General features: G+C 70.4%; 25 protein-coding genes. 6 read left to right on the plus strand and 19 right to left on the minus strand.

Annotated features, from left to right (window positions below):
- Positions 1-100: 100 nt before the first annotated feature.
- The 10 genes from ACQPYK_RS40725 to ACQPYK_RS40770 form a co-directional block, all read right to left on the minus strand.
- Entirely contained in the window at positions 101-295 is a 195-nt protein-coding gene (locus tag ACQPYK_RS40725) for a hypothetical protein (RefSeq protein WP_433243926.1), read from the minus strand.
- Between the two features lie 188 nt (positions 296-483).
- Positions 484-759, minus strand: a complete 276-nt coding sequence (locus tag ACQPYK_RS40730; RefSeq protein WP_433243929.1) for an acylphosphatase — start codon at positions 757-759, stop codon at positions 484-486.
- Positions 756-1,622 carry a bifunctional DNA-formamidopyrimidine glycosylase/DNA-(apurinic or apyrimidinic site) lyase gene (gene mutM, locus ACQPYK_RS40735; RefSeq protein ID WP_433243932.1) on the minus strand — a complete coding sequence of 289 codons (867 nt, stop codon included), beginning with the start codon at positions 1,620-1,622 and terminating at the stop codon, positions 756-758. The genes ACQPYK_RS40730 and mutM overlap by 4 nt, the downstream gene beginning before the upstream one ends.
- 21 nt (positions 1,623-1,643) lie before the next feature.
- Positions 1,644-2,327, minus strand: coding sequence for a ribonuclease III (rnc, locus tag ACQPYK_RS40740; protein WP_433259063.1), 684 nt, complete (start codon positions 2,325-2,327; stop codon positions 1,644-1,646).
- Positions 2,328-2,586: 259 nt separating this feature from the next.
- On the minus strand, positions 2,587-2,766 hold the full coding sequence (gene rpmF / locus ACQPYK_RS40745; protein WP_068926486.1) for a 50S ribosomal protein L32: 180 nt from the start codon (positions 2,764-2,766) through the stop codon (positions 2,587-2,589).
- A gap of 1 nt (position 2,767) precedes the next feature.
- A complete protein-coding gene (locus ACQPYK_RS40750) occupies positions 2,768-3,322 on the minus strand; it encodes a YceD family protein (protein WP_433259064.1) in 555 nt (184 codons plus the stop codon).
- Between the two features lie 67 nt (positions 3,323-3,389).
- On the minus strand, positions 3,390-3,866 hold the full coding sequence (gene coaD / locus ACQPYK_RS40755; protein WP_433243936.1) for a pantetheine-phosphate adenylyltransferase: 477 nt from the start codon (positions 3,864-3,866) through the stop codon (positions 3,390-3,392).
- 15 nt (positions 3,867-3,881) lie between these two features.
- Complete coding sequence (gene rsmD / locus ACQPYK_RS40760) at positions 3,882-4,451, minus strand: 16S rRNA (guanine(966)-N(2))-methyltransferase RsmD (protein WP_433243939.1); 570 nt, start codon at positions 4,449-4,451, stop codon at positions 3,882-3,884.
- A 542-nt stretch (positions 4,452-4,993) separates the two neighbouring features.
- Positions 4,994-7,165, minus strand: coding sequence for an ATP-dependent DNA helicase RecG (recG, locus tag ACQPYK_RS40765; RefSeq protein WP_433243942.1), 2,172 nt, complete (start codon positions 7,163-7,165; stop codon positions 4,994-4,996).
- A 95-nt stretch (positions 7,166-7,260) separates the two neighbouring features.
- Positions 7,261-8,826, minus strand: coding sequence for a DAK2 domain-containing protein (locus ACQPYK_RS40770; protein ID WP_433243945.1), 1,566 nt, complete (start codon positions 8,824-8,826; stop codon positions 7,261-7,263).
- Positions 8,827-9,023: 197 nt separating this feature from the next.
- On the opposite strand from ACQPYK_RS40770, the gene rpmB reads away from it, so the two are divergent.
- Entirely contained in the window at positions 9,024-9,209 is a 186-nt protein-coding gene (gene rpmB / locus ACQPYK_RS40775) for a 50S ribosomal protein L28 (RefSeq protein ID WP_012894387.1), read from the plus strand.
- Positions 9,210-9,323: 114 nt separating this feature from the next.
- Here the strand turns inward: rpmB and thiD are convergent, their stop codons facing one another.
- The 3 genes from thiD to ACQPYK_RS40790 all read right to left on the minus strand — a co-directional run bounded on the left by thiD (position 9,324) and on the right by ACQPYK_RS40790 (position 12,232).
- On the minus strand, positions 9,324-10,118 hold the full coding sequence (gene thiD / locus ACQPYK_RS40780; protein WP_433243949.1) for a bifunctional hydroxymethylpyrimidine kinase/phosphomethylpyrimidine kinase: 795 nt from the start codon (positions 10,116-10,118) through the stop codon (positions 9,324-9,326).
- A gap of 34 nt (positions 10,119-10,152) precedes the next feature.
- Positions 10,153-11,178 carry a hypothetical protein gene (locus ACQPYK_RS40785; protein WP_433243952.1) on the minus strand — a complete coding sequence of 342 codons (1,026 nt, stop codon included), beginning with the start codon at positions 11,176-11,178 and terminating at the stop codon, positions 10,153-10,155.
- 97 nt (positions 11,179-11,275) lie between these two features.
- Positions 11,276-12,232 (minus strand): thiamine-phosphate kinase, encoded by a 957-nt coding sequence (locus tag ACQPYK_RS40790; RefSeq protein ID WP_433243955.1) that lies wholly within the window; start codon positions 12,230-12,232, stop codon positions 11,276-11,278.
- A gap of 51 nt (positions 12,233-12,283) precedes the next feature.
- On the opposite strand from ACQPYK_RS40790, the gene ACQPYK_RS40795 reads away from it, so the two are divergent.
- Together ACQPYK_RS40795 and ACQPYK_RS40800 are read left to right on the plus strand one after the other, a co-directional pair.
- The gene (locus ACQPYK_RS40795; RefSeq protein WP_433243958.1) at positions 12,284-12,517 is read left to right on the plus strand and encodes an Lrp/AsnC family transcriptional regulator; all 234 of its coding nucleotides are present in this window, start codon (positions 12,284-12,286) and stop codon (positions 12,515-12,517) included.
- 17 nt (positions 12,518-12,534) lie between these two features.
- Positions 12,535-12,972: a DUF3515 domain-containing protein gene (locus tag ACQPYK_RS40800; protein ID WP_433243961.1), complete on the plus strand. Its 438-nt coding sequence runs from the start codon at positions 12,535-12,537 to the stop codon at positions 12,970-12,972.
- Here ACQPYK_RS40800 and ACQPYK_RS40805 read toward each other — a convergent pair.
- The 4 genes from ACQPYK_RS40805 to ACQPYK_RS40820 are packed head-to-tail and all read right to left on the minus strand — an operon-like array spanning position 12,964 to position 17,086.
- Positions 12,964-14,073 carry a D-alanine--D-alanine ligase family protein gene (locus tag ACQPYK_RS40805; RefSeq protein ID WP_433243964.1) on the minus strand — a complete coding sequence of 370 codons (1,110 nt, stop codon included), beginning with the start codon at positions 14,071-14,073 and terminating at the stop codon, positions 12,964-12,966. The two genes, ACQPYK_RS40800 and ACQPYK_RS40805, sit on opposite strands and share 9 nt — an antisense overlap.
- 51 nt (positions 14,074-14,124) lie before the next feature.
- Complete coding sequence (locus tag ACQPYK_RS40810; RefSeq protein WP_433243967.1) at positions 14,125-15,345, minus strand: trans-sulfuration enzyme family protein; 1,221 nt, start codon at positions 15,343-15,345, stop codon at positions 14,125-14,127.
- The gene (locus ACQPYK_RS40815; RefSeq protein WP_433243970.1) at positions 15,342-16,352 is read right to left on the minus strand and encodes an NAD(P)H-dependent glycerol-3-phosphate dehydrogenase; all 1,011 of its coding nucleotides are present in this window, start codon (positions 16,350-16,352) and stop codon (positions 15,342-15,344) included. The genes ACQPYK_RS40810 and ACQPYK_RS40815 overlap by 4 nt, the downstream gene beginning before the upstream one ends.
- A gap of 20 nt (positions 16,353-16,372) precedes the next feature.
- Positions 16,373-17,086 (minus strand): lysophospholipid acyltransferase family protein, encoded by a 714-nt coding sequence (locus ACQPYK_RS40820; RefSeq protein ID WP_433243973.1) that lies wholly within the window; start codon positions 17,084-17,086, stop codon positions 16,373-16,375.
- A 78-nt stretch (positions 17,087-17,164) separates the two neighbouring features.
- Here ACQPYK_RS40820 and cofC point away from each other — a divergent pair, with 78 nt between their 5' ends.
- The gene (gene cofC, locus ACQPYK_RS40825) at positions 17,165-17,836 is read left to right on the plus strand and encodes a 2-phospho-L-lactate guanylyltransferase (RefSeq protein WP_433243976.1); all 672 of its coding nucleotides are present in this window, start codon (positions 17,165-17,167) and stop codon (positions 17,834-17,836) included.
- A 106-nt stretch (positions 17,837-17,942) separates the two neighbouring features.
- On the opposite strand, the gene ACQPYK_RS40830 is transcribed toward cofC, so the two are convergent.
- Positions 17,943-19,388, minus strand: coding sequence for an MFS transporter (locus tag ACQPYK_RS40830; protein WP_433243979.1), 1,446 nt, complete (start codon positions 19,386-19,388; stop codon positions 17,943-17,945).
- A gap of 223 nt (positions 19,389-19,611) precedes the next feature.
- On the opposite strand from ACQPYK_RS40830, the gene ACQPYK_RS40835 reads away from it, so the two are divergent.
- A complete protein-coding gene (locus ACQPYK_RS40835; RefSeq protein WP_433243982.1) occupies positions 19,612-20,385 on the plus strand; it encodes a TetR/AcrR family transcriptional regulator in 774 nt (257 codons plus the stop codon).
- Here the strand turns inward: ACQPYK_RS40835 and ACQPYK_RS40840 are convergent.
- Positions 20,333-21,559 (minus strand): MFS transporter, encoded by a 1,227-nt coding sequence (locus ACQPYK_RS40840; RefSeq protein ID WP_433243985.1) that lies wholly within the window; start codon positions 21,557-21,559, stop codon positions 20,333-20,335. The two genes, ACQPYK_RS40835 and ACQPYK_RS40840, sit on opposite strands and share 53 nt — an antisense overlap.
- A 79-nt stretch (positions 21,560-21,638) precedes the next feature.
- On the opposite strand from ACQPYK_RS40840, the gene ACQPYK_RS40845 reads away from it, so the two are divergent.
- Positions 21,639-21,830: a hypothetical protein gene (locus ACQPYK_RS40845; RefSeq protein WP_433243988.1), complete on the plus strand. Its 192-nt coding sequence runs from the start codon at positions 21,639-21,641 to the stop codon at positions 21,828-21,830.
- The last annotated feature ends 145 nt before the right edge of the window (positions 21,831-21,975 follow it).

Consider the following 21,975-nt stretch of genomic DNA (forward strand, 5'->3'; position numbering starts at 1 on the left):
CGGCGGCCGTGCACGGACTCGAGCACGGCGGGTGAGGTGTCCCTATGACAAGGGACGCCCCGAAGAGCGTCCCTGGACAGTGTGGTTTCGCACCGACCCTTTAGGTGAGGGCCGGCTCGCGATCCTGCAGGCGACTGAACGTCTCATCACGGGTGCTGGCCGCGAGTTCGTCGTTCTGGGCCTGGAGCCGGGTGAGCTCTGCCTCGAGATCACGGATGCGCTGCTGGAGACGGCGCATTTCCGAGACCATACGAGGGTCAGGACCGCCGACGTGGCCGAGTAGAGCCTTCGCCATGGTTAAGGGTCCTCCACGCTGAGTGACCAGACTGGTTCGCGCACTTCTTGCCGCGGGAGGGGTGCGCGTGGTTCTTATCAAGAGTCGCACTGGTGAGGGAGACGGTCAAGTTGAACGCTCCGCTCGGATGCACCTGTGGGCACTCCCAACGGTAAAATATACCTCATTTTGGGGGGCTAAAGGAACGGTTAGCGCTCGACAAAACCGGAGAGGCCGCCTTTGGCCTCGCTCCAGCGCTCCACGACGCCGTCGACCCGGCCCGGAGCGTCACCGCTGCGGAGCAGGTCGAGCAGCATGGCGCAAGACTCTTTCGTGCCCTCCGCGACGACCTCCACCCGGCCGTCGGGCGTGTTCCTCGCCCAGCCGGCAAGGCCGAGCTCCAGCGCCCGCGCCCGCGTCCACCAGCGGAAACCCACGCCCTGGACCCGGCCCCTGGCCCATGCGGTCAGCCGTATCTCCGTCACGAGCCGGCCCTCCTCGGGCGAGGCTGGCAGCGGGGGCAGCTGTAGGAGGAGCGGTTCATGAACGACTCCCTGACGATCGGGGTGCCGCACCTCGGGCAGGGCTCGTCCCGCCTGCCGTACACGGCCAGCGACCGGTCGAAGTAACCGCTCTCGCCGTTGACATTCACGTAGAGACTGTCGAAGGATGTGCCGCCCTCGGACAGCGCCGCGGCCATCACCTCACGGGCGGCGCCCAGCAGTTCGGCGATCTTCGGTCGGGTCAGCGCCCCGGTGGGCCGGGCGCCGTGCAGCCGGGCCCGCCAGAGCGCCTCGTCGGCGTAGATGTTGCCGACACCGCTGATCAGCGACTGGTCCAGGAGCGCCCGCTTGATCTCGGTCTGCCGGGCCCGCAGGCGGAGGCCGAACAGCTTCTCGTCGAAGTGCTCCTCGAACGGGTCGGCCGCGATGTGCGTGATCGGCTCCGGCACGGGCCGGCCGCCGGCATGGGCCATGGCGGTCACCAGCACGTGGCCGAAGGTCCGCTGGTCGACGAAGCGCAGGTCGGGTCCGCCGTCGGCGAAGCCGATCCGGACGCGCAGATGCTTCTCCGGGGCCGAGTCGGGCTCGACCACCAGCAGCTGGCCGCTCATCCCCAGATGGGCCAGGATCGCGTCGGAGCCGTCCAGCGGCAGCCAGAGGTATTTGCCCCGGCGCTCGGCGGAACCGATCGTGCGTCCCTTCAGGCGGGAGGAGAACTCGTCGGCGCCGGGGACGTGCCGCCGGATCGCCCTGGGGTGCAGCACCTCGGCGTGGGCGATGACCCGCCCGGCCACCCAGCGCTCCAAGCCTCGCCGTACGACCTCGACCTCGGGCAACTCGGGCATGCGGCCCCCTTCCTCGGTGGATCAGCTGGCTTCGCGCCGGTCCCGGTCCTGGCGGATCCGGTTCCAGGCCGCCTCGGCCGCCTGCTGCTCGGCTTCCTTCTTCGAACGGCCGGAGCCGGAGCCGTAGTCCTCGCCGCCGAGGCGGACGACGGCGGTGAAGGACTTGGCGTGGTCGGGGCCGCTCTCCTCGACGTGATACTCCGGCACGCCGAGCGATTCGGACGCGGTGAGCTCCTGCAGCGAGGTCTTCCAGTCGAGTCCGGCGCCCAGCGAGGCCGAGCGGGTGATGAGGGGGTCGAAGAGCAGGTGGACGACGCGGAACGCCTCGTCCAGGCCCCTGTCGACATAGATCGAACCGATGAGCGCCTCAAGGGTGTCGGCCAGGATCGAGGACTTGTCGCGGCCTCCGGTGCCCTCCTCGCCCCTGCCGAGCCGCAGGAAGCGGCCCAGGCCCAGCGAGCGGGCGACGTCGGCGAGGGCGCGCATGTTGACCACCGCGGCCCTGAGCTTGGCCAGCTGCCCCTCGGGCAGGTCGGGGTGGTTGCGGTAGAGGGTGTCGGTGACCACCAGGCCCAGCACCGAGTCGCCCAGGAACTCCAGGCGTTCGTTGGTGGGCAGGCCGCCGTTCTCGTAGGCGTAGGAGCGGTGGGTCATCGCCCGCTCCAGGATCGCGATTTCCAGCCGCACGGAAAGGAGCCGCTCCAGCTCGTCCCGGACGAACTCGACGGCCACCGGCTTAACGCTCGTACCCACGTCTTCTCCTCGCACTTCTCTCAGCGAATGCGCGATGGCGAAGGGGGACGAGAAGTGCCCGAAGACGTGGTGGGCGCCGGGAGGGTACGCGTTACCGCGAACCCCGGCGTCCACCACAGCCGCGGGCGGACCGCCATCGCATGGGGTGTGCAGACGGTGACGCCGGCCGGGGCCAGAAGGACCCGGCCGGCATCCGTCAGTCAGAATGCGATCAGGCGGAGGGCTCGATCACCTGACGGCGGTTGTAAGTGCCGCAGGTCGGGCACGCCATGTGCGGACGCTTCGGCGAGCGGCACTGGGGGCAGCTCACGAGCGAAACCGCGGCGGCCTTCCACTGCGACCTGCGGGAGCGAGTGTTGCTCCGCGACATCTTGCGCTTGGGGACAGCCACGTCAGCTCTCCTGATCGTTGTTATGTTCCGGAATCAGACCTTGCAGCTTGGCCCAGCGAGCGTCGATCACCTCGTGCTTGTGACCGGGCTCGGCATCGGCCAGCCTGACCCCACATTCCACGCAGAGCCCCGCGCAGTCTTCACTGCAGACCGGGCTCAGCGGCAGTGTGAGAACCACCGCGTCGCGGAACGTGGGCTCGAGATCGAGAAGTTCACCATCGAGGAGCAGGTCACCCTCGGCAGCATCCTCTGCCGAGTAGAAGAACAGCTCCTGGAAGCCCACCTCGGTTTCCGAGATGACCGGTTCCAGGCACCGTGCACACTCCCCCCGCAGCGGGGCGTGCGCCGTGCCCGTGACGAGCACACCTTCCATGACCGCCTCAAGCCGGATCTCCAGCTCGACATCGGCGTCCTTGGGGACACCGATCATGTCTACGCCGATCTCCGCCGGTGCCGGGAGAGTGCGGGTGATCTGAAGCATCGAACCCGGTCGCCTGCCCAGATCATGGGTAGAGATCACCCAGGGGGCTCGAGGATCGAGGCTACGCAGAGTCATTCCGCTCTCATCAGGCATGGCGAATAAACCGCCGTTGTGCAAGGCCAAAACAAGAGAATACCAGGAGCTAACCCCTGAGCCGTTCGACCAGGAGTTCCTGCACGAGATCGGGGACCAGGCCGGCCACGTTCCCGCCGTATCGGACGATCTCCTTGATGCGGCTGGACGACAGGAACGACACCTCCGGGCCGGTGGCCATGAAGAGCGTCTCCACACCGGACATCCGGTAGTTGAGCTGGGCCATCTGGAGCTCGTAGTCGAAGTCGCTGACGGCGCGCAGCCCCTTGACGATGGCGGGGATCTCCTGCTGCCTGCAGTAGTCCACCAACAGGCCGTGGAACTTGTCCACGCGCACGTTGCCGTACTCCTTGGTCACGGTCTGTAGCATCTCGATGCGTTCCTCGACCGTGAACAGGCTCTTCTTCTCGATGTTGATCAGGACGGCCACGACGACCTCGTCGTACTGCCGGGAAGCCCGGCCGATGATGTCCAGATGACCGTTGGTAACGGGATCGAACGATCCCGGACAGACAACGCGACGCAAGGTGAACCCCCTGCTCTATGGATTCCCGGCGGCGCGACCGTACCAAACGGACGCTTCGCCGTATCGACGGACCCTCTCCTCTTCGTATCCGGTGGGCCACACCAGGTCTTTCCCCCGGCTCTCCCGTTCCACCGCGATCAGCGCGTCTTGCGCCAGCCAGCCGTGGTCTCTCAACCGTCCGAGCACCGCGTCCACCGCCTCGTCGGTCACCGCGTAGGGCGGATCGGCGAACACCAGGTCGTACGGCTCCTCGGTGCCCCGCTCCAGCACCCGCTCGACCCGGTCGGCGGCGAGCAGGGCGCCCGGCAACCCGAGGGTGGCGATGTTGGCCCTGATCGTCCGGACCGCCTTGGCGTCGGACTCCACGAGCAGGGCGTGAGCCGCCCCCCTCGACAGCGCCTCCAGCCCGACCGCGCCGGAGCCGGCGTACAGGTCCAGCACCCTCGCCCCGTCCAGCGAGCCGAGGAGCGAACCCACCGTGGAGAAGATCCCCTCCCTGGCCCGATCGCTCGTGGGGCGGGTCCCCCGCCCCGGCGGCACGGCCAGCCGTCGTCCCCCTGCGCTTCCCGCGATGACTCGACTCACCGCCCCATTGTCTCAGTGCCGATCGAGTGTCCCCGTGTCGAGCGAGACGTCGCCTTCACGCCGATCGGGGCGCCGGCCAAGGCGCCGACCGGCACGAAGAGCGGCGCGCCGGCGCGCCCAGGCAGGCACGGCGTGTCGCGGCGGATCACATAACCGCAGGTCAAAAGGGTCTGGGGAGGTGATCTAGGTCAAGAGTGGGCAAGGAGTGGCGACGAAAGCGCAAGGGTCGTTCCACCCGGTCCCGACGCCTTGCATGATGAGTCCTGCGGCCTCCAAGTGACCCAGGGGGAGGCCGACCGGCGTGATCGTGAGCCCTTCCGCACGCCGGTGCTCTCGGCACCTGACCCGAGAGTGGGCCCAAGCGGGGACGGCATTCGGGGGGAGGCCGTCCCCGCAGTTGGGCGTTGGCCCCGCCTCAGCACTCGCCTCGGTCCTCGCCGCCTTTCTCCGTGCGCCTCGCATCTCCATGCGCCTCGCATCTCCATGCGCCTCGCAGCGGCCGGCCCTCGCGAACCGGCCGGCCCTCTCCGGACGCCCCGCTCTCAGGTCTTCTCCAGATACTCCGCGCGCTCGTCGGCGAGGAGCCTGTCGATCTCCATGCGGAGGACGGAGTGCTCTGCGAGGTCGGGATCGGCCGTCAGCATGGCCTCGGCGTCCTGGCGGGCGGCGTGGATGACGTCCTCGTCGCGAAGGAGCTGGAGCATCTTCAGCGACGATCTGCGGCCCGACTGGGCCACACCCAGCACGTCACCTTCGCGGCGCTGCTCCAGGTCGACCCGGGACAGCTCGAAGCCGTCCAGCGTCGCGGCCACGGCGTCGAGCCGCTGGCGGGCCGGGGTGCCGCCCAGGGACTCGCTCACCAGCAGGCACAGCCCCGGCAGGCCGCCACGGCCGACCCGGCCGCGCAGCTGGTGGAGCTGGGAGACCCCGAACCGGTCGGCGTCCATGATGACCATCACCGAGGAGTTCGGCACGTCCACGCCGACCTCGATCACCGTGGTCGCCACCAGGACGTCGATCTCGCCCCGGGTGAAGGACCGCATGACCGCGTCCTTCTCCTCCGGCGGCAGCTTGCCGTGGAGCACCGCCGTACGGAGCCCGTGCAGCGGCCCCTCCGACAGCATCTCGGCCACGTCCAGCACCGCCAGCGGCGGGCGTCGCTCGTTGTCGTCCTTCGACAGGTCGCCCTCGTCCCCCTCCAGGTCGCCGATGCGCGGGCACACGATGTAGGCCTGCCGGCCGAGCTCGACCTCCTCGCGCAGCCGGGTCCAGGTGCGGTCCAGGAAGTGCGGCTTCTCCGCGGCGGGCACCACGTGCGTGGTGATCGGCGCGCGGCCGGAGGGCAGCTGGGAGAGCGTGGAGACCGTGAGGTCGCCGAAGACCGTCATGGCCACCGTGCGCGGGATCGGGGTGGCGGTCATGACCAGCACGTGCGGGCGCCCGCCTCCGGCCTTCTCGCGGAGCGCGTCACGCTGCTCGACGCCGAAGCGATGCTGCTCGTCCACCACGACCAGGCCGAGGTCGGCGAACTGCACCCGCTCCTGGAGCACCGCGTGGGTGCCGACCACGATCCCGGCCGCCCCGGAGGCCGCGTCGAGCATGGCCGAGCGGCGGGCCGCCGCGCCCAGTGAGCCCGTCAGCAGGGCGACCGCGGTGCCACCGAACATGCCGCCGGCGGCCAGGTCGCCCAGCATGGCCGAGATCGACCGGTGGTGTTGCTGGGCGAGCACCTCGGTGGGCGCCAGCAGCACGGCCTGCCCTCCGGCGTCGACGACCTGGAGCATGGCCCGCAGCGCGACGACGGTCTTGCCCGCGCCGACCTCGCCCTGCAGCAGCCGGTGCATGGGATGGGCGAGCGTCAGGTCGTCCGAGATCTCCTCCCCCACGCTCCGCTGCCCTTCGGTGAGCTGGAACGGCAGGCGCCCGTCGAAGTCGGCCAGCAGCCCGTCGCCGCGCGGGGGCCGGGGCGTGGCGGGCCAGGAGGCGGCGGCCATCCGGCGCTGCAGCAGCACGGCCTGCAGCAGGAACGCCTCGTCGAACTTCAGCCGCTTGCGCGCCCGGGTCACGTCGCCGTGGTCGCGCGGCCGGTGGATCGCCAGGAGCGCCTCGGCCAGGCCGGGAAGCTTGTGCCGGGCCCGCAGCTCGGCCGGGAGCGGGTCGTCGAGAGGGCCCATGGTGTCGAGGACGACGCCCAGCGCGCGGCGGATCGCCCAGGGGGTGATGTCCTTGCCCGCGGGATAGATCGGCACCAGTGCGGCGGCGAACTCCTCGGCCCTGGCCTCGGTCTCGTCGAACATCTCGAACTCGGGATGGGAGAGCTGCCACCTGCGCTTGTCGCCCTGGCCGAACGCTCCCACCTTGCCGGCGAACATGCCCCTGGTGCCCGGCCTCAGCCGCGTCTCCGCGATGTGCGACGCCTTACCGAAGAACGACAGATAGATCTTGCTGCGCCGTCCGTCGACGACCTCGACCTCCAGCCAGGTGCCGCCCTTGTTGCGCATCGGCTTGCGCATGGCCCTGGTGACCTCACCGACCACGGTGACGTGCTCGTCCACCTGCAGGTCGTCGAGATCGGTCAGCTCGCCCCGTTCGGCGTAACGCCGGGGATAGTGCCGCAGCAGGTCGCCGACGGTGCGCAGGTCGAGGACGCTCTCCAGCAGCTTGGCCGTCTTCGGGTCGAGTGCCTTCGTCAGCGGCTCGTCAAAGCTCGTCACCCCAAGTTTCTACCGCGTCCGGACGACAGAATTCACTCGGCGCCCCGCCCGCTCACCACTCGCCGCCCATCTCGCCGGCGGCGCGGGGCCCGCGGTCACTCGACGCCGATGAGCAGCGGGTAGCCCCCCTGGCCGCCCTCGTACAGGACGACCTCGACATCGGGCCGGGTCTCGGCCAGGTGGTCCTGTACGGCCCGCGCCAGCCCCTGCGGGGCGTTGACGCCCTCCAGCATGGTCACCAGCTCGCTGCTCGACGACACCATGCGGCGGGTGATCTCCAGGGCGGTGGCCACCAGGTCCGTGCCGATCACGGCGGCGTCGCCGTCGATCACGCCCAGGACGTCTCCCCGCGCGGTCAGGCCCGCGCTCGTCATCACCTCGCGATCGGCCACCCAGACGTGCCCGTGGCGGGTGTGCGCGGCGGCATCGGTCATGGCCACCACGTCGTCGTCGAAGCGCCGCAGCGGATCGTGGACGGCCAGCGCCGCCAGGCCCTGCACCGAGGCCTTGGTGGGCAGCACGCTGACCACCAGCCCCTCCTCGCGGGCGATCTCGGCGGCGGCCGCCGCGACCTCGCGGGTGCCGCCGTCGTTGGGCAGCACCACGACCTCCGAGCCCGCCTCGCGGATCGCGGCGAGCACCGCCGCCAGGGGCGGGCTGGAACCGGGCTCCCTGCGGACCACCACGGCCCCCGACTGCTCGAACACCGCGCCCAGCGCCGGTCCGGCGGCCACCGCCACCACGCCCCGTCCCCGGGCGACCGGGTGGGTCCGGCCGGAGCCGACCAGGTAGGTCACCCGGATCCGGTGAGGTCGTCCCACCCGCATGGCCGCCTCGATCGCCGCGCCCGCGTCGTCCACGTGGACGTGCACGTTCCACAGGCCCTCGCCGCCCACGACCACCAGGGAGTCGCCGAGCGCGTCCAGCTCCCGGCGCAGCGCGTCGACCGCCGTCTCATCGGCGTCCAGCAGATACATGACCTCGTAACCGGGGCCCTCCTCCGGCTCGGGGGTGACCCTGCGGGTCGGCGCCGGGATGTCCACCCGCCCGGTGTAGGAGTCGGTGACCACCGCGGCGAGGCTCTCCAGGATGATCGTCAGCCCCGCGCCGCCCGCGTCCACGACGCCGCTGCGGGCGAGCACGTCGAGCTGGTCGGGAGTGCGGCGGAGCGCGGAGCGCGCCTCGTCGGCCGCCCTCCTGGCCACCGCGGCGAGATCTCCCGGCAGGTCGCGCACCGCTCCGGCGACCGCGGTGAGCACGCTGAGCACGGTGCCCTCGACCGGCCTGGCCACCGCGTCGCAGGCCAGCTCCGCGGCTCTGACCAGGCCACGCCCGAGGTCGGCGCCCCGCCCCTCGGCGGCCCTGAGCACCTCGGCGAGGCCGCGCAGCGCCTGGCTGACGATGACGCCGGAGTTGCCCCGGGCGCCGAGCAGCGCGCCCTGCGCGAGCGTCTGCCAGGTGGTCGCGGCGTCGGCGTCGCCGGGCAGCCCGTCGAGCGCCTCAGCCGCGGAGAGCATGGTCAGGTGCAGGTTGGTGCCGGTGTCCCCGTCGGGCACGGGGAAGACGTTGAGCGCGTCGATCTCCTCGCGTGCCTTCCCCAGCGTCTCGGCGGCCAGCCGCGACCACTGCCGGACCGCGGACGGGTCGAGAACCTGCAGCATGCCTGCCCTCCGCCCTTCGACGATGCGCTACGGTTGCCTTGGAGATTATCCCCGTTCGACCAGTCATGGCGGCCCGTGTTGGCATGCATGGCCGGACATCGGATACCCTCGTATGGCCAGCCGGTTGTCCCGGCGTGCCCGATGACCGCCTGCTTGTGCGGCGGATCGAGCCTCTCGACTGATCTAAGGAGCGAACCGTGGCTTCCGTCTGCGACGTTTGCGCTAAGAAGCCGACCTTCGGCAACAACGTCTCCCACTCGCACCGCCGCACCCGCCGCCGCTGGAACCCGAACATCCAGCCCGTGCGCGCAGTGGTGAACGGCACGCCGAAGCGGCTGAACGTTTGCACCTCCTGCATCAAGGCCGGCAAGGTCACCCGCTAGTCGGACCTCCGCACAGCCCGTCGTCCCGGAAGGGAACGGCGGGCTGTCGCTTTTCCGCGTGAGGATCCCCTCCGCGTGAGAACCCCTTCCGCGTGAGGATCCGCCGAGCGCGTCTCAGCGCCAGCGCCAGGCGTGGTCCACCGGGCCGATGCCCTCGCCGAGCGGGAACCCCCGGGCGATCGCGCCGGTGACGTACGCCTTGGCCTTCTCCACCGCGGCCGGGACGTCCTCACCGAGAGCCAGGTAGGAGGCGATCGCCGAGGCCAGGGTGCAGCCGGTGCCGTGGGTGTGGCGGTTGTCGTGGCGCTCGGCGGTGAAGCGGAACTCCCGGACGCCGTCGGTCAGCAGGTCCACCGGCGCGCCGGGCAGGTGACCGCCCTTGATCAACGCCCAGGTGGGGCCCAGTTCCAGGACCGCGTCGGCCGCGCGGCGCAGGTCTCTCTCGTCCTCGACCTTCACCCCGGTGAGCTGCAGGACCTCCCAGAGGTTGGGGGTGACCACGGTGGCCGTCGGCAGCAGTCGGGACTTCACCGTGTCCACGGCCTCGGGGGCGAGCAGCGTGTCACCGTGTTTGGAGACCCCCACCGGATCCACCACGACCGGCGCGTCCACCCCGGCCAGCACCTCGGCGACCGCCTCCACCAGCACGGGCGAGGCCAGCATTCCGGTCTTGATCGCCTGGGCGCCGATGTCGCCGAGCACCGAGCCGAGCTGGGCCCGCACCGCCTCCGGCGGGAGTTCCCAGTAGCCCTGGACGCCCATCGAGTTTTGCGCGGTCACCGCGGTGATCACACTCATGCCGTGCACGCCCAGGGCCAGCATGGTCTTCAGGTCGGCCTGGATGCCCGCGCCCCCGCCGGAGTCGGAGCCGGCGACGGTCAGCACGCGAGGAGGGATCGAATCGGTCATGTCTCCATCCAACCAGTCCCCTGCCTGCCCTCGATCAGAGGACCGTGCACTCTCCCCGGGTGCTGCGGCAGGTCTGGGGGGCCTGCGCCCTGCCGTACGCGGTGAAGGTGAGGACCAGGTCCTCGCCGGCCTCCAGGCCGCCTGACGGCTCCAGGATCAGGGTGTCACCGTCCTGCTTCCACTCGGCTCCGGTCAGGGAGGTGACCTCGCCGCCGACCGGCAGGCTCAGCGTCAGGCCGGTGATCCTGTCTCCCGTGGTGACCACGAGCTTGGCGGTGTAGACCTCCTGCCTCTCCTTCACCAGGTCGTAGCCGACCGTGACGGGCGCGCCGCCGGCGGCCGGGGTCTCCGGGGCGGTCGGGGAGGGCTGGGAGGGCGGCTCGGTGGCGGTCGGGGTGTGCGCCGGGTCCTGCGTCCGGGTGTCGGTGACGGCCGACTGGTCGGTCGGGTCGGGCTGAGGCTCCGGCTCCTCGGTGGGCCGCGGCGGCTGGGTGCGCCGGGGAGCGCGGGTGCGCTCCGGCGTCGGGGTCGGCCTGGCGGTGAAGGTACGGCCGGTCCGCCGGCGGGTGATCGTCGGCGTCGGGACGGGTGTGGCCGTCTTCTTCCCGGCCTTGTCGGGTTCCTCGCTCGGCGCGGGTTCCTCGCTCTGTTCGGCCGGGTCGGGCTGGTCGGTGGGATACGGGTTCGGCCGGCCGGGCGTCTCCGCCAGGCAGCCGCCGACCGGGCAGTCGGCGGTCGATCCCGCCGGGCTGCTCAGCAGCTGAACGCCTGCCACGGTCCCGCCGAGCACCACGGCCACCGCCGCGATGGCCAGCACCACCGTTTTGACCCGCCCGCCGGAGCGGCGCTTCTCCTCGGGCCATACCGGGTCGGACAGCTCGGTCGTGTTCGACCATCCCGATCCCAGGAACCCGGTCCGGGGTTCGGTGACCGCCGATTCTTCGGGACGGAGCCGGCGCCCGATCGGCTCGTCGAGATAGTCAGGCTCCGGAGCCGGGGCCGGCTCGCGTTTACCCCGGTTACGGGGGGCGTCTTCGCCATGTCCACCGTGGCGGCCCATGGTGCCCCTTTCTCTAGGGAATATCGGCCGCCCATCTTCATACCAGTTTAATAACCGTTTGTCGCAAATTTCACTGATGTCACATGAGTGGGAAACGTCACTTCCGGAAGTGATCCCAGCCACTGTGCTCCGGCGAACGGCCCATGACCTGCACACCCTTGCCTTCGATCACCTGGCCGACCACGGTCCATCCCGGTGGCAACCGAAGGCCCTCGGGGAAGGTCGCGGCGAGGGCGTGGTCGTCCCCGCCGGAGAGCATCCAGTCCAGGGGGTCGGCGCCGAGCGACCGGGCGGCCTCCCGCAGCGCGGGAGGGACGGTGAAGGCCTCCGGTGCGAGCACGAGACCGACCCCGCTGGCCTTGGCGACGTGGCCGAGGTCCTGGAGCAGGCCGTCGCTGACGTCGAGCATCGAGGTCGCGCCCAGCCCGGCCGCCTCCGGGCCGCGGGCGTAGGGCGGTCGCGGGCGACGGTGGGCGTCGATCAGCTCCGCCGGCTCCGTCCGGTCGCCGTGTAGCAGCGCGAGACCGGCCGCGGCGTGCCCGAGCCGCCCGGCCACCGCCACCACATCACCCGGTCGCGCGCCCGAACGCGTGACGGGCGCGCGCCCGCCCAGGTCGCCGAGGGCGGTGACGCCGATCACGACCAGGTCGCACCGGGTGATGTCGCCGCCCACCACGCTGGCGCCGACCAGGTCGCATTCGTCACGGAAGCCGTCGGTGAGATCGTCCAGCCACTGCGTGGCGGTCTCGGGAGGCAGGCCGAGGCCGACCACGATGCCGGTGGGATCGGCGCCCATCGCCACGACGTCGGACAGATTCTGCGCTGCGGCTTTACGACCGATGTCATAGCCGCTGGACCAATCGCGCCGAAAGTGCCTACCCTCGATCAATAAGTCCGTCGTCACGACGACCCGGCCATCGGGAGCACTCACCATCGCGGCGTCGTCTCCAGGACCGAGCAATACCGCTCTACCTTGAGGCAAACGTCCAGTAATACGTGCAACAACTCCGAATTCGCCGAGATCTCCGACTGCGATGACACACCTCCCGTTCATCACAGGGTACGGTGGCCCTTCGGCACTGATCCAATCGCCCGGGAGGACGTTATGGTGCAGGCCTACATCCTTATCCAGACCGAGGTCGGTAAGGCGGCGAACGTGGCCGGTGAGATCTCGAAGATCTCCGGCGTCACGCAGGCCGAGGACGTCACCGGCCCCTACGACGTGATCGTCCGCGCCGAGGCGCGGAACGTGGATGAGCTAGGCAAGCTTGTGGTGGCCCAGATTCAAGCGGTCGAGGGAATCACACGTACCCTTACGTGTCCCATCGTCCATATTTGACCCTTCAGGAACATGCGATGTCACTCCGGTTCGCCCGTTGGACGGGCTGTGCCTGCACCCTGCTGATCCTGGCGGGATGCAGCAGCACGGTCCGGGTGGATCCCCCCACCCCGGAGGGTACGGCCGCCGCCGCGTGCAGAGCACTCGGCGAGCGGCTCCCCCGGAAACTCGACGGCGTCACCCGAGTGGAGACCACCCCCGCCTCGCCGTACGTCGCGGTCTGGGGCGAGGCGGGGATCGCGCTGCGCTGCGGGGTGGAGCGGCCCGCGACGATGACGGCCACCGAGCAGGTGCCCGAGATCGACGGGGTGGCGTGGTTCTCCGACCCCGCCAGACCTCTTCTGTTCACCTCGATCGGCAGGGCCGCCTACGTGGAGGTGACGATCTCCCGGCAGCACACCCCGGAGGACGTCCTCGTCGACCTCGCGGCGCCCATCAAGGCGGCGCTACCGTAGTCCGGGCAAGCGGTGCAACGCCAGCTGGATCAGCCGGTCGACCAGGTCGGCGTAGGGCAGACCGGTGGCGGCCCACAGTTGCGGCGCGACCGACATAGCGGTGAAGCCCGGCATCGTGTTGATCTCGTTGAGGATCAGCCGGCCGTCGGGAGTGTAGAAGAAGTCGACCCGGGACAGCCCCTCGCAGCCCAGCGCCTCGAACGCGCGCACGGCCATCGCCCGCAGGCTCTCGGCCACGTCGGCGGGGATGTCGGCGGGCACCGACAGGGACATGTCGTCGCCGATGTACTTGGCCTCGAAGTCGAAGAACTCGTGGTCGCCGCGGACCAGCACCTCGCCGGGCACACTGGCCCGCGCGGCCTCGTCGCCGAGGGACTCCAGCACCGCGCATTCGATCTCGCGGCCCACGATGGCGGCCTCGACCAGCACCTTGGGGTCGTGCTCGCGGGCGAACTCGACGGCCCGCTCCAGCTCCTCCAGGTCGTGGGCCTTGGAGATGCCCTGGCTCGACCCGGCCCGGGCCGGCTTGACGAAGACCGGCCAGCCGAGCTCCTGAACCTCCTTGAGGATCCGCTCGCGGTCGGTCCGCCAATCGCGGTCGCGGATCACGACGTACGGCCCGACGGGAAGCCCGGAGGCGGCGAGCACCATCTTCATGTAGGCCTTGTCCATGCCCACCGCGCTGGCCAGCACCCCGGAGCCGACATAGCGGACCCCTGCCATCTCCAGCAGGCCCTGAACGGTGCCGTCCTCGGCGAACGGCCCGTGCATGACGGGGAAGACGACGTCCACCTGGCCGAGCTCGACCGGGATGCTGCCGGAGTCGTAGGCCACCAGCGAGCCGCCGCCGGAGGGCAGTGCCAGGCCCGCGCCCTGGGCGTCGACGAACGGCAACTCGTCGCCCTCGATCGCGTAGCGCTGATCGCCCGAGGCGAGCACCCACCGTCCGTCCCGGGCGATCCCGATGGGGACCACGTCGTACTTGGACCGGTCGATGGCCTCCAGCACGCTTCCGGCTCCGAGAATGGAGACGGCGTGCTCGGAGTTACGGCCACCGAAGACGATTGCGACCCTCGGCCGGGTTTCGTGCTGCTCGCTCATGATGACCGAATCTACCCCCTCTGAGGGGTCAACCCGCCTGTCAGACGCGCCCTATCCGTCCGATTCGGGAAGGGAGTCGAGGGCCTGGGTCACATCCATGATGAGATCCTCGGCATCCTCCAGACCGATGGAGAACCGGACGGCCGCCGCACCGGTCCCGGAGCCTCCGCCCGGCGGCCGGTCGCCGGCGAAGGCCGGACGCGTGGCCTTGGTGCGGGTGCCTCCGGCGGAGGTGGCGATCGAGACGAGCTTCAGGGCGTCGGTCAGTGCCACGCCGGCGCCGTGGCCGCCGTACGGGGTGATCGTCACGCAGGCGCCGTATCTGGTGCCCTCGGGGCCGGAGTCGAACAGGTGCCTGGCGAGCTGGTGTCCGGGGTGCCCGGGCAGGCCCGGATAGTCGACCCTGCGCACGGCGGGATGCTTGGCCACGGCCGCGGCGAACACCATCGCGGTGGCGCACATCCGGCGCACCCGCAGCGGCAGGGTCTCCAGCCCCCGGCGGAGCAGGAACGCGTCGTCGGGAGAGAGCGTGCCCCCGGTGTCGATGCGCACCTCCCGGAGCCGGGCGATCAGGTCGGGACGGCCCACCACGACGCCGCCGGCGCAGTCGTCATGACCGCCGAGGTATCTGGCCGCGGAATGGACCACCAGGTCGGCGCCGTGTTCGAGAGGGCGGCACACGACCGGGGTGGCGAAGGTGGAGTCGACCACCAGCAGCGCCCCGGCGCCGCGGGCGATGCGGTAGAGACCCCGGATGTCGGCGACGGCCATCGTGGGGCTGGACAGCGTCTCCGCGTAGATGATCTTCGTGTTGGGCCGGATCGCCGCCCGCACCCGGGCGAGATCACCGTAGTCGGCGAAGCCGGCCTCGACCCCGAATCTGGACAGGACGTTGGTGATCAGCGAATGGGTCCCGCCGTACAGCGGGGTGGGGGCGACGATGTGCGCCCCCGCGCGCAGGAACGTCATCAGGACCGCGTTGATCGCGGCCATCCCCGACGCGAACGCCTGCCCGGCGACGTCCTCGGGCGCCGCGGCCCCCTCCAGCGAGGCCACCGCAGCGGCGAAGGCGGCGGTGGTGGGGTTGTCGATCCGGCCGTGAGCGGACTTCCCGTCCCCGAACACCTCGGCCTGCCGGGCGGAGTCGGCGAAGCCCCACGCCGAACTGCGCCACACCGGAAGGCCGAGGGGAGCCTGCTGCGGCATCGGCGAGGCGGGCAGATGCACCGATCGGGTGTTCTCGCCCTGCCGTCTGCGCGCGCGTCGGCTCACACGCCGTACCGTTCGGGCTTGGGGGTCCGCGACATCAGCAGCATCGCCGCCTCGCTGGGGGGCATCCCGTCATGGACGACGGCCACCACCACCTCGGTGATCGGCATCTCCACATCGTGCTTTCTGGCCAGCTCGAGGACCGACTCACAAGACTTGACGCCCTCGGCGGTCTGCTTCGTCGCGGCGATGACCTCGGCCAGAGTCATGCCCTGACCGAGATTCTTACCGAAAGTACGGTTGCGGGACAATGGGGAGGTGCAGGTCGCTATGAGATCACCCATTCCGGCGAGCCCGGCGAAGGTGTGCGGATCGGCGCCGAGCACCGCGCCCAGCCGGGAGATCTCGGCCAGGCCGCGCGTCATCAGCATCGCCCCGACGTTGTCGCCGAGCCCCATCCCGGCCGCGACGCCGACCGCCAGGGCGATCACGTTCTTGACCGCCCCGCCGAGCTCCACCCCCACCACGTCGGGATTGGTGTAGGGACGAAACCACGGCGGCAGGTGACAGGCCTCCTGAAGGCGCTCCATGGCCCGCTCGTCGGTGCAGGCGACCACGGTCGCGGCGGGCTGGCCTCGGATGATCTCGCCGACCAGGTTGGGGCCCGACACCACCGCGACCCGCTCCTGGGGCACCTCGGCGACCTCGCAGATCACCTCGCTCATCCGCTTGGTGGTGCCGAGCTCGATGCCCTTCATCAGGCTGACCAGCACCGCGCCGGACGGCAGGTCGGGCTTCCAGGTGATCAGGTTGGACCGCAGCGTCTGGGAGGGGACCGCCAGCACCACGAAGTCGGCGCCGTCGAGTGCCTCGGCGGGGTCGGTGGTGGCCCGCAGGGTCTCGGGCAAAGTCGCACCGGGCAGGTAGTCGGGATTCTCGTGGCGGCGGTCGATCGCCTCCACGATCTCCGGGCGCCGCCCCCACAGGGTCGTCCGGGTCCCCGCCCCCGCCATGATCATCGCGAAGGTGGTGCCCCACGATCCCGTGCCGAATACAGCCGCCTTGGTCATGTCATCACCGTACGTTGAAGTCAGTCGTCGGAAGGTTTCTTGAACGGCGCCTCGGGCGCCTTCTCCCCGCGCAGCTCGGCGAGCAGGGCCGTGATCGCCGCCATGATGTCGGCGGTGGCCTCGCGCAGGACGTCGGTGTGAAGCTCCCGCCCCTCGTATTTCGACAGGTCGACCGGTGGTCCGGTGAGCACGTGGAAGGTCTTGCGCGGCAGGAGGCTGGGCCTCTTGCTCCCGTAGGGGAGGATCTCCTGGGCGCCCCAGTGGGCGACCGGGATCACCGGCGCGCCGGTGGTCAGGGCCAGCCGGGCCGCGCCGGTCTTGCCCTCCATCGGCCAGAGACGGGGGTCGCGGGTGCAGGTGCCCTCGGGGTAGAACAGCACGCACGCCCCGTCGGCGATCCTCTGCTCCGACTCCCTGAGCGAGCGGATCGCGTCGGCGCTGCCCCGGTAGACCGGGATGGCCATCAGCGACCTGACCATGTGCCCGAGCACCGGCACCGAGAAGAGCCCCGACTTGGCCAGGATCGTCGGCCAGCGCCCGTTGTCGTAGAGGTAGTGCGACAGCAGGACGGGGTCCACCCAGGACAGGTGGTTGGTCGCCAGGATGATCCCGCCGGTTCTCGGCAGACGGTCGGCCCGGCGCCAGTCCTTCTTGACCAGGAGCCATGAGATCGGTTTGACGATCGCGACGGCCACGGCGACCCAGAACCGGGAAGGCCATCCAGGGCGGCTCATGAGCTCCTCCATGTAAGCGGGATGCGCCCTAAGTGTCCCGGTTGGCTCTGCGGGATGTCGAGGCGGGATGCTAAGGCTATGCCTGCTTCGGAGAGCTCCGACTGGACCATCGTCGTGCCGGTCAAGACATTGGTCGCCGCCAAGACCCGCCTGGCGCAGGCGGCGGGCCCGCACCGGGCCGCGCTGGCCGTCGCGATCGCCTGCGACACCGTGGAGGCCGCGTTGAGCTGCGCGCTCGTCGCGCGGGTCGTGGTGGTGACGGGCGACCCGGTGGCGGCCGAGGCCCTCGGCGGGGTGGGCGCCCACGTGGTCGGCGACCCCGAGGCGGGGTTGAACGCCGCACTGCGGCGTGGCGCCGAGGAGGCCGTACGGCTGGCGCCCGGCGACGCCGTGGGCGCGCTCCAGGCCGACCTGCCCGCGCTCCGCCCGGCGGAGCTGGCGCTCGTGCTCGCCGCCGCCGCGGAGTTCGACCAGGCGTTTCTGCCCGACGCCGCCGACGTCGGCACGACCTTCTACGGCGTGCAGCCCGACATCCGGTTCACCCCGGGATTCGGCGGCGAGTCCCGTGACCGTCACCTGCGGCGTGGCGCGAAGGAGATCTGCCTGGACGGGATCGACTCGGTCCGCAGGGACGTGGACACCCCCGACGACCTGCGGGCGGCCCTGGGCCTCGGTGTGGGGCCCCGCACCCTGGCGATGGCGGAGAAGATCAGGAGGGAGTCCCCCGCAGGGGGGACTCCCTCCGTGTGACCGCGGCGTGACGCCTGTGCGCCGCGCGGCCTTCACGCGACCCGATGTGCCGCGCGGCCTTCACGTGGCACCGGTATGCCGCGCGGCCTTCACATGGCACCGGTGGTCAGTGTCCCGCGTGCGCCTCCTCGCGAGCCTGCTTCGGCAGCAGGAAGGCGGTGAGGAAGGTCAGCAGCAGCATGCCGGACACCACCCAAAGCACCACCCGCATCGCACCGGCGATGTCGGGGTGCGGCCCGCCGGCGACCAGGTCGAAGAAGACCGTGCCGAGCAGTGCGACACCGAAGGCGCCGCCGAGCTGCTGGACGGCGGTCATCGTGCCGGAGGCCGAGCCGGTCTCGTGCTGTTCGACCCCGGCCAGCACGATGTCGAAGAAGGGCGCCATCAGCAGGCCCATGCCGATGCCGGTCACCGCCAGGGCGGGAACGAACTGCCAGGGGTTCGGCGCCGCGCCCACGAGGGTGATCGTCAGCAGGACGCCGAGGGTGCCGAGCGCCATGACCAGGACGCCGCCCTGCAGGACCTTGCGGCCGAACTTCGCCACCACCTGGGCCAGCCCGAAACCGGCGACCATGCCCAGCGACCAGGGGATCATCACGAGAGCGGCCTTGAGCGTGGGGTAGCCGAGGCCGATCTGGGTGTAGAGGTTGAACACCAGCGCGAAGCCCGACATGGCGGAGAAGAAGACCAGGCCGGTCAGCAGCCCGCCGGTGAAGGCCCGCTTGCGGAACAGGCTGGACACGACCAGCGGGTCACCGCCCGTGCGGCTCTTGCGTGACTCGAACCACCCGAAGACCGCGAAGACGACGGCCGAGGCCCCCATCATGACGAAGGACCAGACGGGCCAGCCGTTCTCCCTGCCCTGGACGAGCGGGAAGACCAGCAGGAGTCCGGCGGCGGAGGCCAGGATCACACCGGGGACGTCGAGCTTGAGCGGGTGCGGCGAGCGCGACTCGGGCAGGAAGCGCAGCCCTGCGACGAAGGCGGCCAGGCCGAGCGGCAGGTTGATCAGGAAGATCATGCGCCAGCCGGTGCCGAAGAAGTCGGCGTCGATCAGCCATCCGGCCAGGATCGGGCCGCCCACCGAGGACAGGCCCATGACGGGCCCGAACATGCCGAACGCCGCGCCCATCTCCTTCGGCGGGAACATCTCCTTGATCATTCCCAGCCCCTGCGGCAGCATGACCGCGCCGAACAGGCCCTGTACCACCCGTGCGCCGACGAGCAGTTCGGGAGACTGGGCCACGGCGCACAGCAGCGAGCCCACGGTGAAACCGGCCGCGCCGATGAGGAACATCCGCTTGCGGCCGAAGATGTCGCCCAGCCGCCCTCCGGTGATCAGTCCCACGGCCATCGAGAGCGTGTAGGCGGCGCCGAGCCACTGGATCGTGGCGGCGGTGCCGCCGAGCTCGGCCTGGATGGTGGGCGCGGCGATATTGGTGACCATGGCGTCCAACAGGTCCATCACCTCGGCGGCGAGGATCACGAACAGGGCGGCCCAGCGCCATCGATAGGCTGCCGGCTCCGTGATCGGTCGATCCGGTGCTGTCATGTCCAAGGCCATGGGGGACTCCTCATATGTCTGCGGGGATGGCACTCATCATGAGTGAACACTGTTCATGCTACAGGTACGATGTTCGCTCACTGAACAGTGTTCGCTCGAACGTGCGTCGTTCTTAAGATATGTCGCATCTGTCCATTGGACAAGATATATCGCGAAAATGAGCGGCGTTCTACAGAGTGATCAGTGTTCATTCCGGCGTTACACTGACGTCATGAGTGACGAGTTGCCCGCGCTGCCCTGGGAGCGGTCACGCCGCAGGACGCCTTCCACGCGCATCCCGCTCACCCGTGGCCGGATCGTCGACGCCGCCTACACGGTGCTCGACCGCGAGGGTTACGACAAGCTGAGCATGCGCCAGGTCGCGGCCGAGCTGGGCGTCGCGGTCTCGGCCCTCTACGCCCACGTGAGCGGCAAGGACGAGCTGTTCGAGCTGATGTACATCCGGATGTTCGAGGGATGGGAGCTGCCCGACCCCGATCCCGGACGCTGGCGTGAGCAGATCATGGACTTCGCCAGGAAAAGCCGGGCCCGACTGCTCGAGCATCGCGACATGGCCAGGATCTCCATGGGCGTCCTGCCCTTCAACCCCGAGGTGCTGCCGCAGGTGGACCGGATCCTCGCCATCTTCCGCGCGGCGGGACTCCCCAGCCGGGTCGCCGGGGCCGCGGGCGACGTGATCTCCACCTTCATCGAAGGCTTCGCCTACGAGGAGAGCATGTGGGACGACCGCCGCCGCGAGTCGCAGGAGGGCACCTGGAAAGACCTCCAGACCGCGATGACACGCTATTTCAAGGACCTGCCGCCCGACCGCTTCCCCAACCTGGTCGCGCTCTCGGACTTCCTGGTCGACAGGTCCAACGACGACCGGTTCGAGCTGGGCATGGAGATCATCGTCCGCGGCCTGGCCTCCATCGCCGAGGAGGCCAGGGCGACTACAGGCTCAGAACCTTCCGGTAGGTCAGAACCGGCAGATGAGCGGCCGTGACGCCGGCCGCTCCGATCCAGATGGCGGCGTGCGCGCCCAGCCCCTCTCCAAGCACCCCGCCGAGCAGACCGCCGACCGGCGCCGCGCCCCACATCAGAAAGCGCATGCTGGCGTTCATCCGGCCGAGCAGATGCTCGGGGGTGATCCGCTGACGGTAGCTGAGCTGGTTGATGCTGAAGACCGCGCCGCCGATGCCGTTGAGGGCGCAACCGAGCGGGAACAACGCCAGCAGCCGGCCCTCGGCGGCCAGTGGGGCGACCAGGATGGACAGCGCGGCCACGGCGGCTCCGCCGTACATGGCCCGGCCGACTCCGAAACGAGCCGCGACGCGCGGAGCCAGGACCGCACCGAGCAGCGAGCCGACGGCGCCGCCGGAGAGCAGCAGGCCGTAGATCGCCGGGTTGACGTGGAGGACCTTGAGCATGAAGATCGGCTGGGCGACGGACCAGATGCCGTTGAACAGCATGACGAGCGCGCCGGTCATGGCGATGCGCCGCAGCACCGGATGGCCCGCGACGTAGCGGACCCCTTCGGCGATCTCCTCCCTGAGCCTGCGACGCCGGGCGGCCGGCGTGGCCGTCTCCTGCGCGCGGACACCGCCGAGCAACAGCGCCGAGGCCAGGTAGCTGATCGCGTCCGCGAGTAGCGCGACCGGCGCGGTGACCGTGTGCACCAGCCATCCGCCCAGCGCCGGGCCCGACAGCACCGCGGTGTTGCGCAGCGTCTCCAGGGTGCCGTTGCCCCTGAGCACCTCGTCCCTGCCGACCAGCGAGGGCAGGAAGCTCATGTGCGCGACGTCGAAGAAGACCGCGCCGAGACCCATGAGCAGCGCGACCGCGTAAAGGTGGGGCAACGTCAGCGCGTCCAGGGCGGCCGCGAGCGGAACCGACAGCAGCGCGACGCCGCGGAGCAGATCGCTCCAGATCAGGATGGGACGGCGGCGCAGCCGGTCCACCCACACGCCGGCGGGCAGCCCGACGAGCAGGAAGGCGGCCAGCTCCGCCGCCGTGAGGATGCCGATCTGCAGGAAGCCCGCGTCGAGGGTGAGCACCGCGACCAGCGGCAACGCCACGATCGTGATCTGGCTGCCGAACTGGCTGATCACGTCGGCGCCGAGAAAAAGGCGGAACGATCGGTCCCGCCACATACCGGCGCTCTTGTCCTCAACCCGCATGATCCGGGATCGTGTCGGCCGGCCGGCCGGAAGGTCAAACCCTTTTCGCGCGGGCTACGCTGAGCGGGTGCAGGCGACGGTGCGGACCTTTGACACGGCGACCCGGTCGGGGTCGGTGTTCCTGGACGACGGGACCGAGATCCCGTTCGGCGCGGCGGCCTTCGACGCCGGCCCGCTGCGGCTGCTCCGCTCGGGCCAGCGGGTGAACATCAGCGTGGACGGCGGGCACGTCACCTACATCACACTGTCGACCTTCCCGCTGCCGCAGTAGGCCGCGCGCCCCCGTTTGCAGCACGAGCCCGGCATCCCGCTTTCAGCGCGGGCCTTCGCGCTCCGTTTGCAGCGCGGGCCGCGCTGCCGCTTTCGGAGCGGGCTCCGCACCTCGAAGTGGGCGCCTCCCCCGGGCAGACCTCCGC

It is taken from the genome of Streptosporangium sp. CA-135522 (assembly GCF_050949235.1).
Lineage (GTDB): Bacteria > Actinomycetota > Actinomycetes > Streptosporangiales > Streptosporangiaceae > Streptosporangium.

Bases quoted from the DNA above. Each gene is read 5' to 3' on its own strand.
- ACQPYK_RS40805 (WP_433243964.1), bottom strand. From the start codon at position 14,073: ATGAGCGAGCAGCACGAAACCCGGCCGAGGGTCGCAATCGTCTTCGGT.
- ACQPYK_RS40790 (WP_433243955.1), bottom strand. From the start codon at position 12,232: ATGAACGGGAGGTGTGTCATCGCAGTCGGAGATCTCGGCGAATTCGGA.
- ACQPYK_RS40770 (WP_433243945.1), bottom strand. From the start codon at position 8,826: ATGCTGCAGGTTCTCGACCCGTCCGCGGTCCGGCAGTGGTCGCGGCTG.
- ACQPYK_RS40750 (WP_433259064.1), bottom strand. From the start codon at position 3,322: ATGACTCTGCGTAGCCTCGATCCTCGAGCCCCCTGGGTGATCTCTACC.
- ACQPYK_RS40795 (WP_433243958.1), top strand. From the start codon at position 12,284: ATGGTGCAGGCCTACATCCTTATCCAGACCGAGGTCGGTAAGGCGGCG.
- ACQPYK_RS40840 (WP_433243985.1), bottom strand. From the start codon at position 21,559: ATGCGGGTTGAGGACAAGAGCGCCGGTATGTGGCGGGACCGATCGTTC.
- ACQPYK_RS40835 (WP_433243982.1), top strand. From the start codon at position 19,612: ATGAGTGACGAGTTGCCCGCGCTGCCCTGGGAGCGGTCACGCCGCAGG.
- cofC (WP_433243976.1), top strand. From the start codon at position 17,165: ATGCCTGCTTCGGAGAGCTCCGACTGGACCATCGTCGTGCCGGTCAAG.
- ACQPYK_RS40800 (WP_433243961.1), top strand. From the start codon at position 12,535: ATGTCACTCCGGTTCGCCCGTTGGACGGGCTGTGCCTGCACCCTGCTG.
- mutM (WP_433243932.1), bottom strand. From the start codon at position 1,622: ATGCCCGAGTTGCCCGAGGTCGAGGTCGTACGGCGAGGCTTGGAGCGC.
- ACQPYK_RS40815 (WP_433243970.1), bottom strand. From the start codon at position 16,352: ATGACCAAGGCGGCTGTATTCGGCACGGGATCGTGGGGCACCACCTTC.
- ACQPYK_RS40830 (WP_433243979.1), bottom strand. From the start codon at position 19,388: ATGACAGCACCGGATCGACCGATCACGGAGCCGGCAGCCTATCGATGG.
- ACQPYK_RS40820 (WP_433243973.1), bottom strand. From the start codon at position 17,086: ATGAGCCGCCCTGGATGGCCTTCCCGGTTCTGGGTCGCCGTGGCCGTC.
- ACQPYK_RS40725 (WP_433243926.1), bottom strand. From the start codon at position 295: ATGGCGAAGGCTCTACTCGGCCACGTCGGCGGTCCTGACCCTCGTATG.
- thiD (WP_433243949.1), bottom strand. From the start codon at position 10,118: ATGACCGATTCGATCCCTCCTCGCGTGCTGACCGTCGCCGGCTCCGAC.
- ACQPYK_RS40785 (WP_433243952.1), bottom strand. From the start codon at position 11,178: ATGGGCCGCCACGGTGGACATGGCGAAGACGCCCCCCGTAACCGGGGT.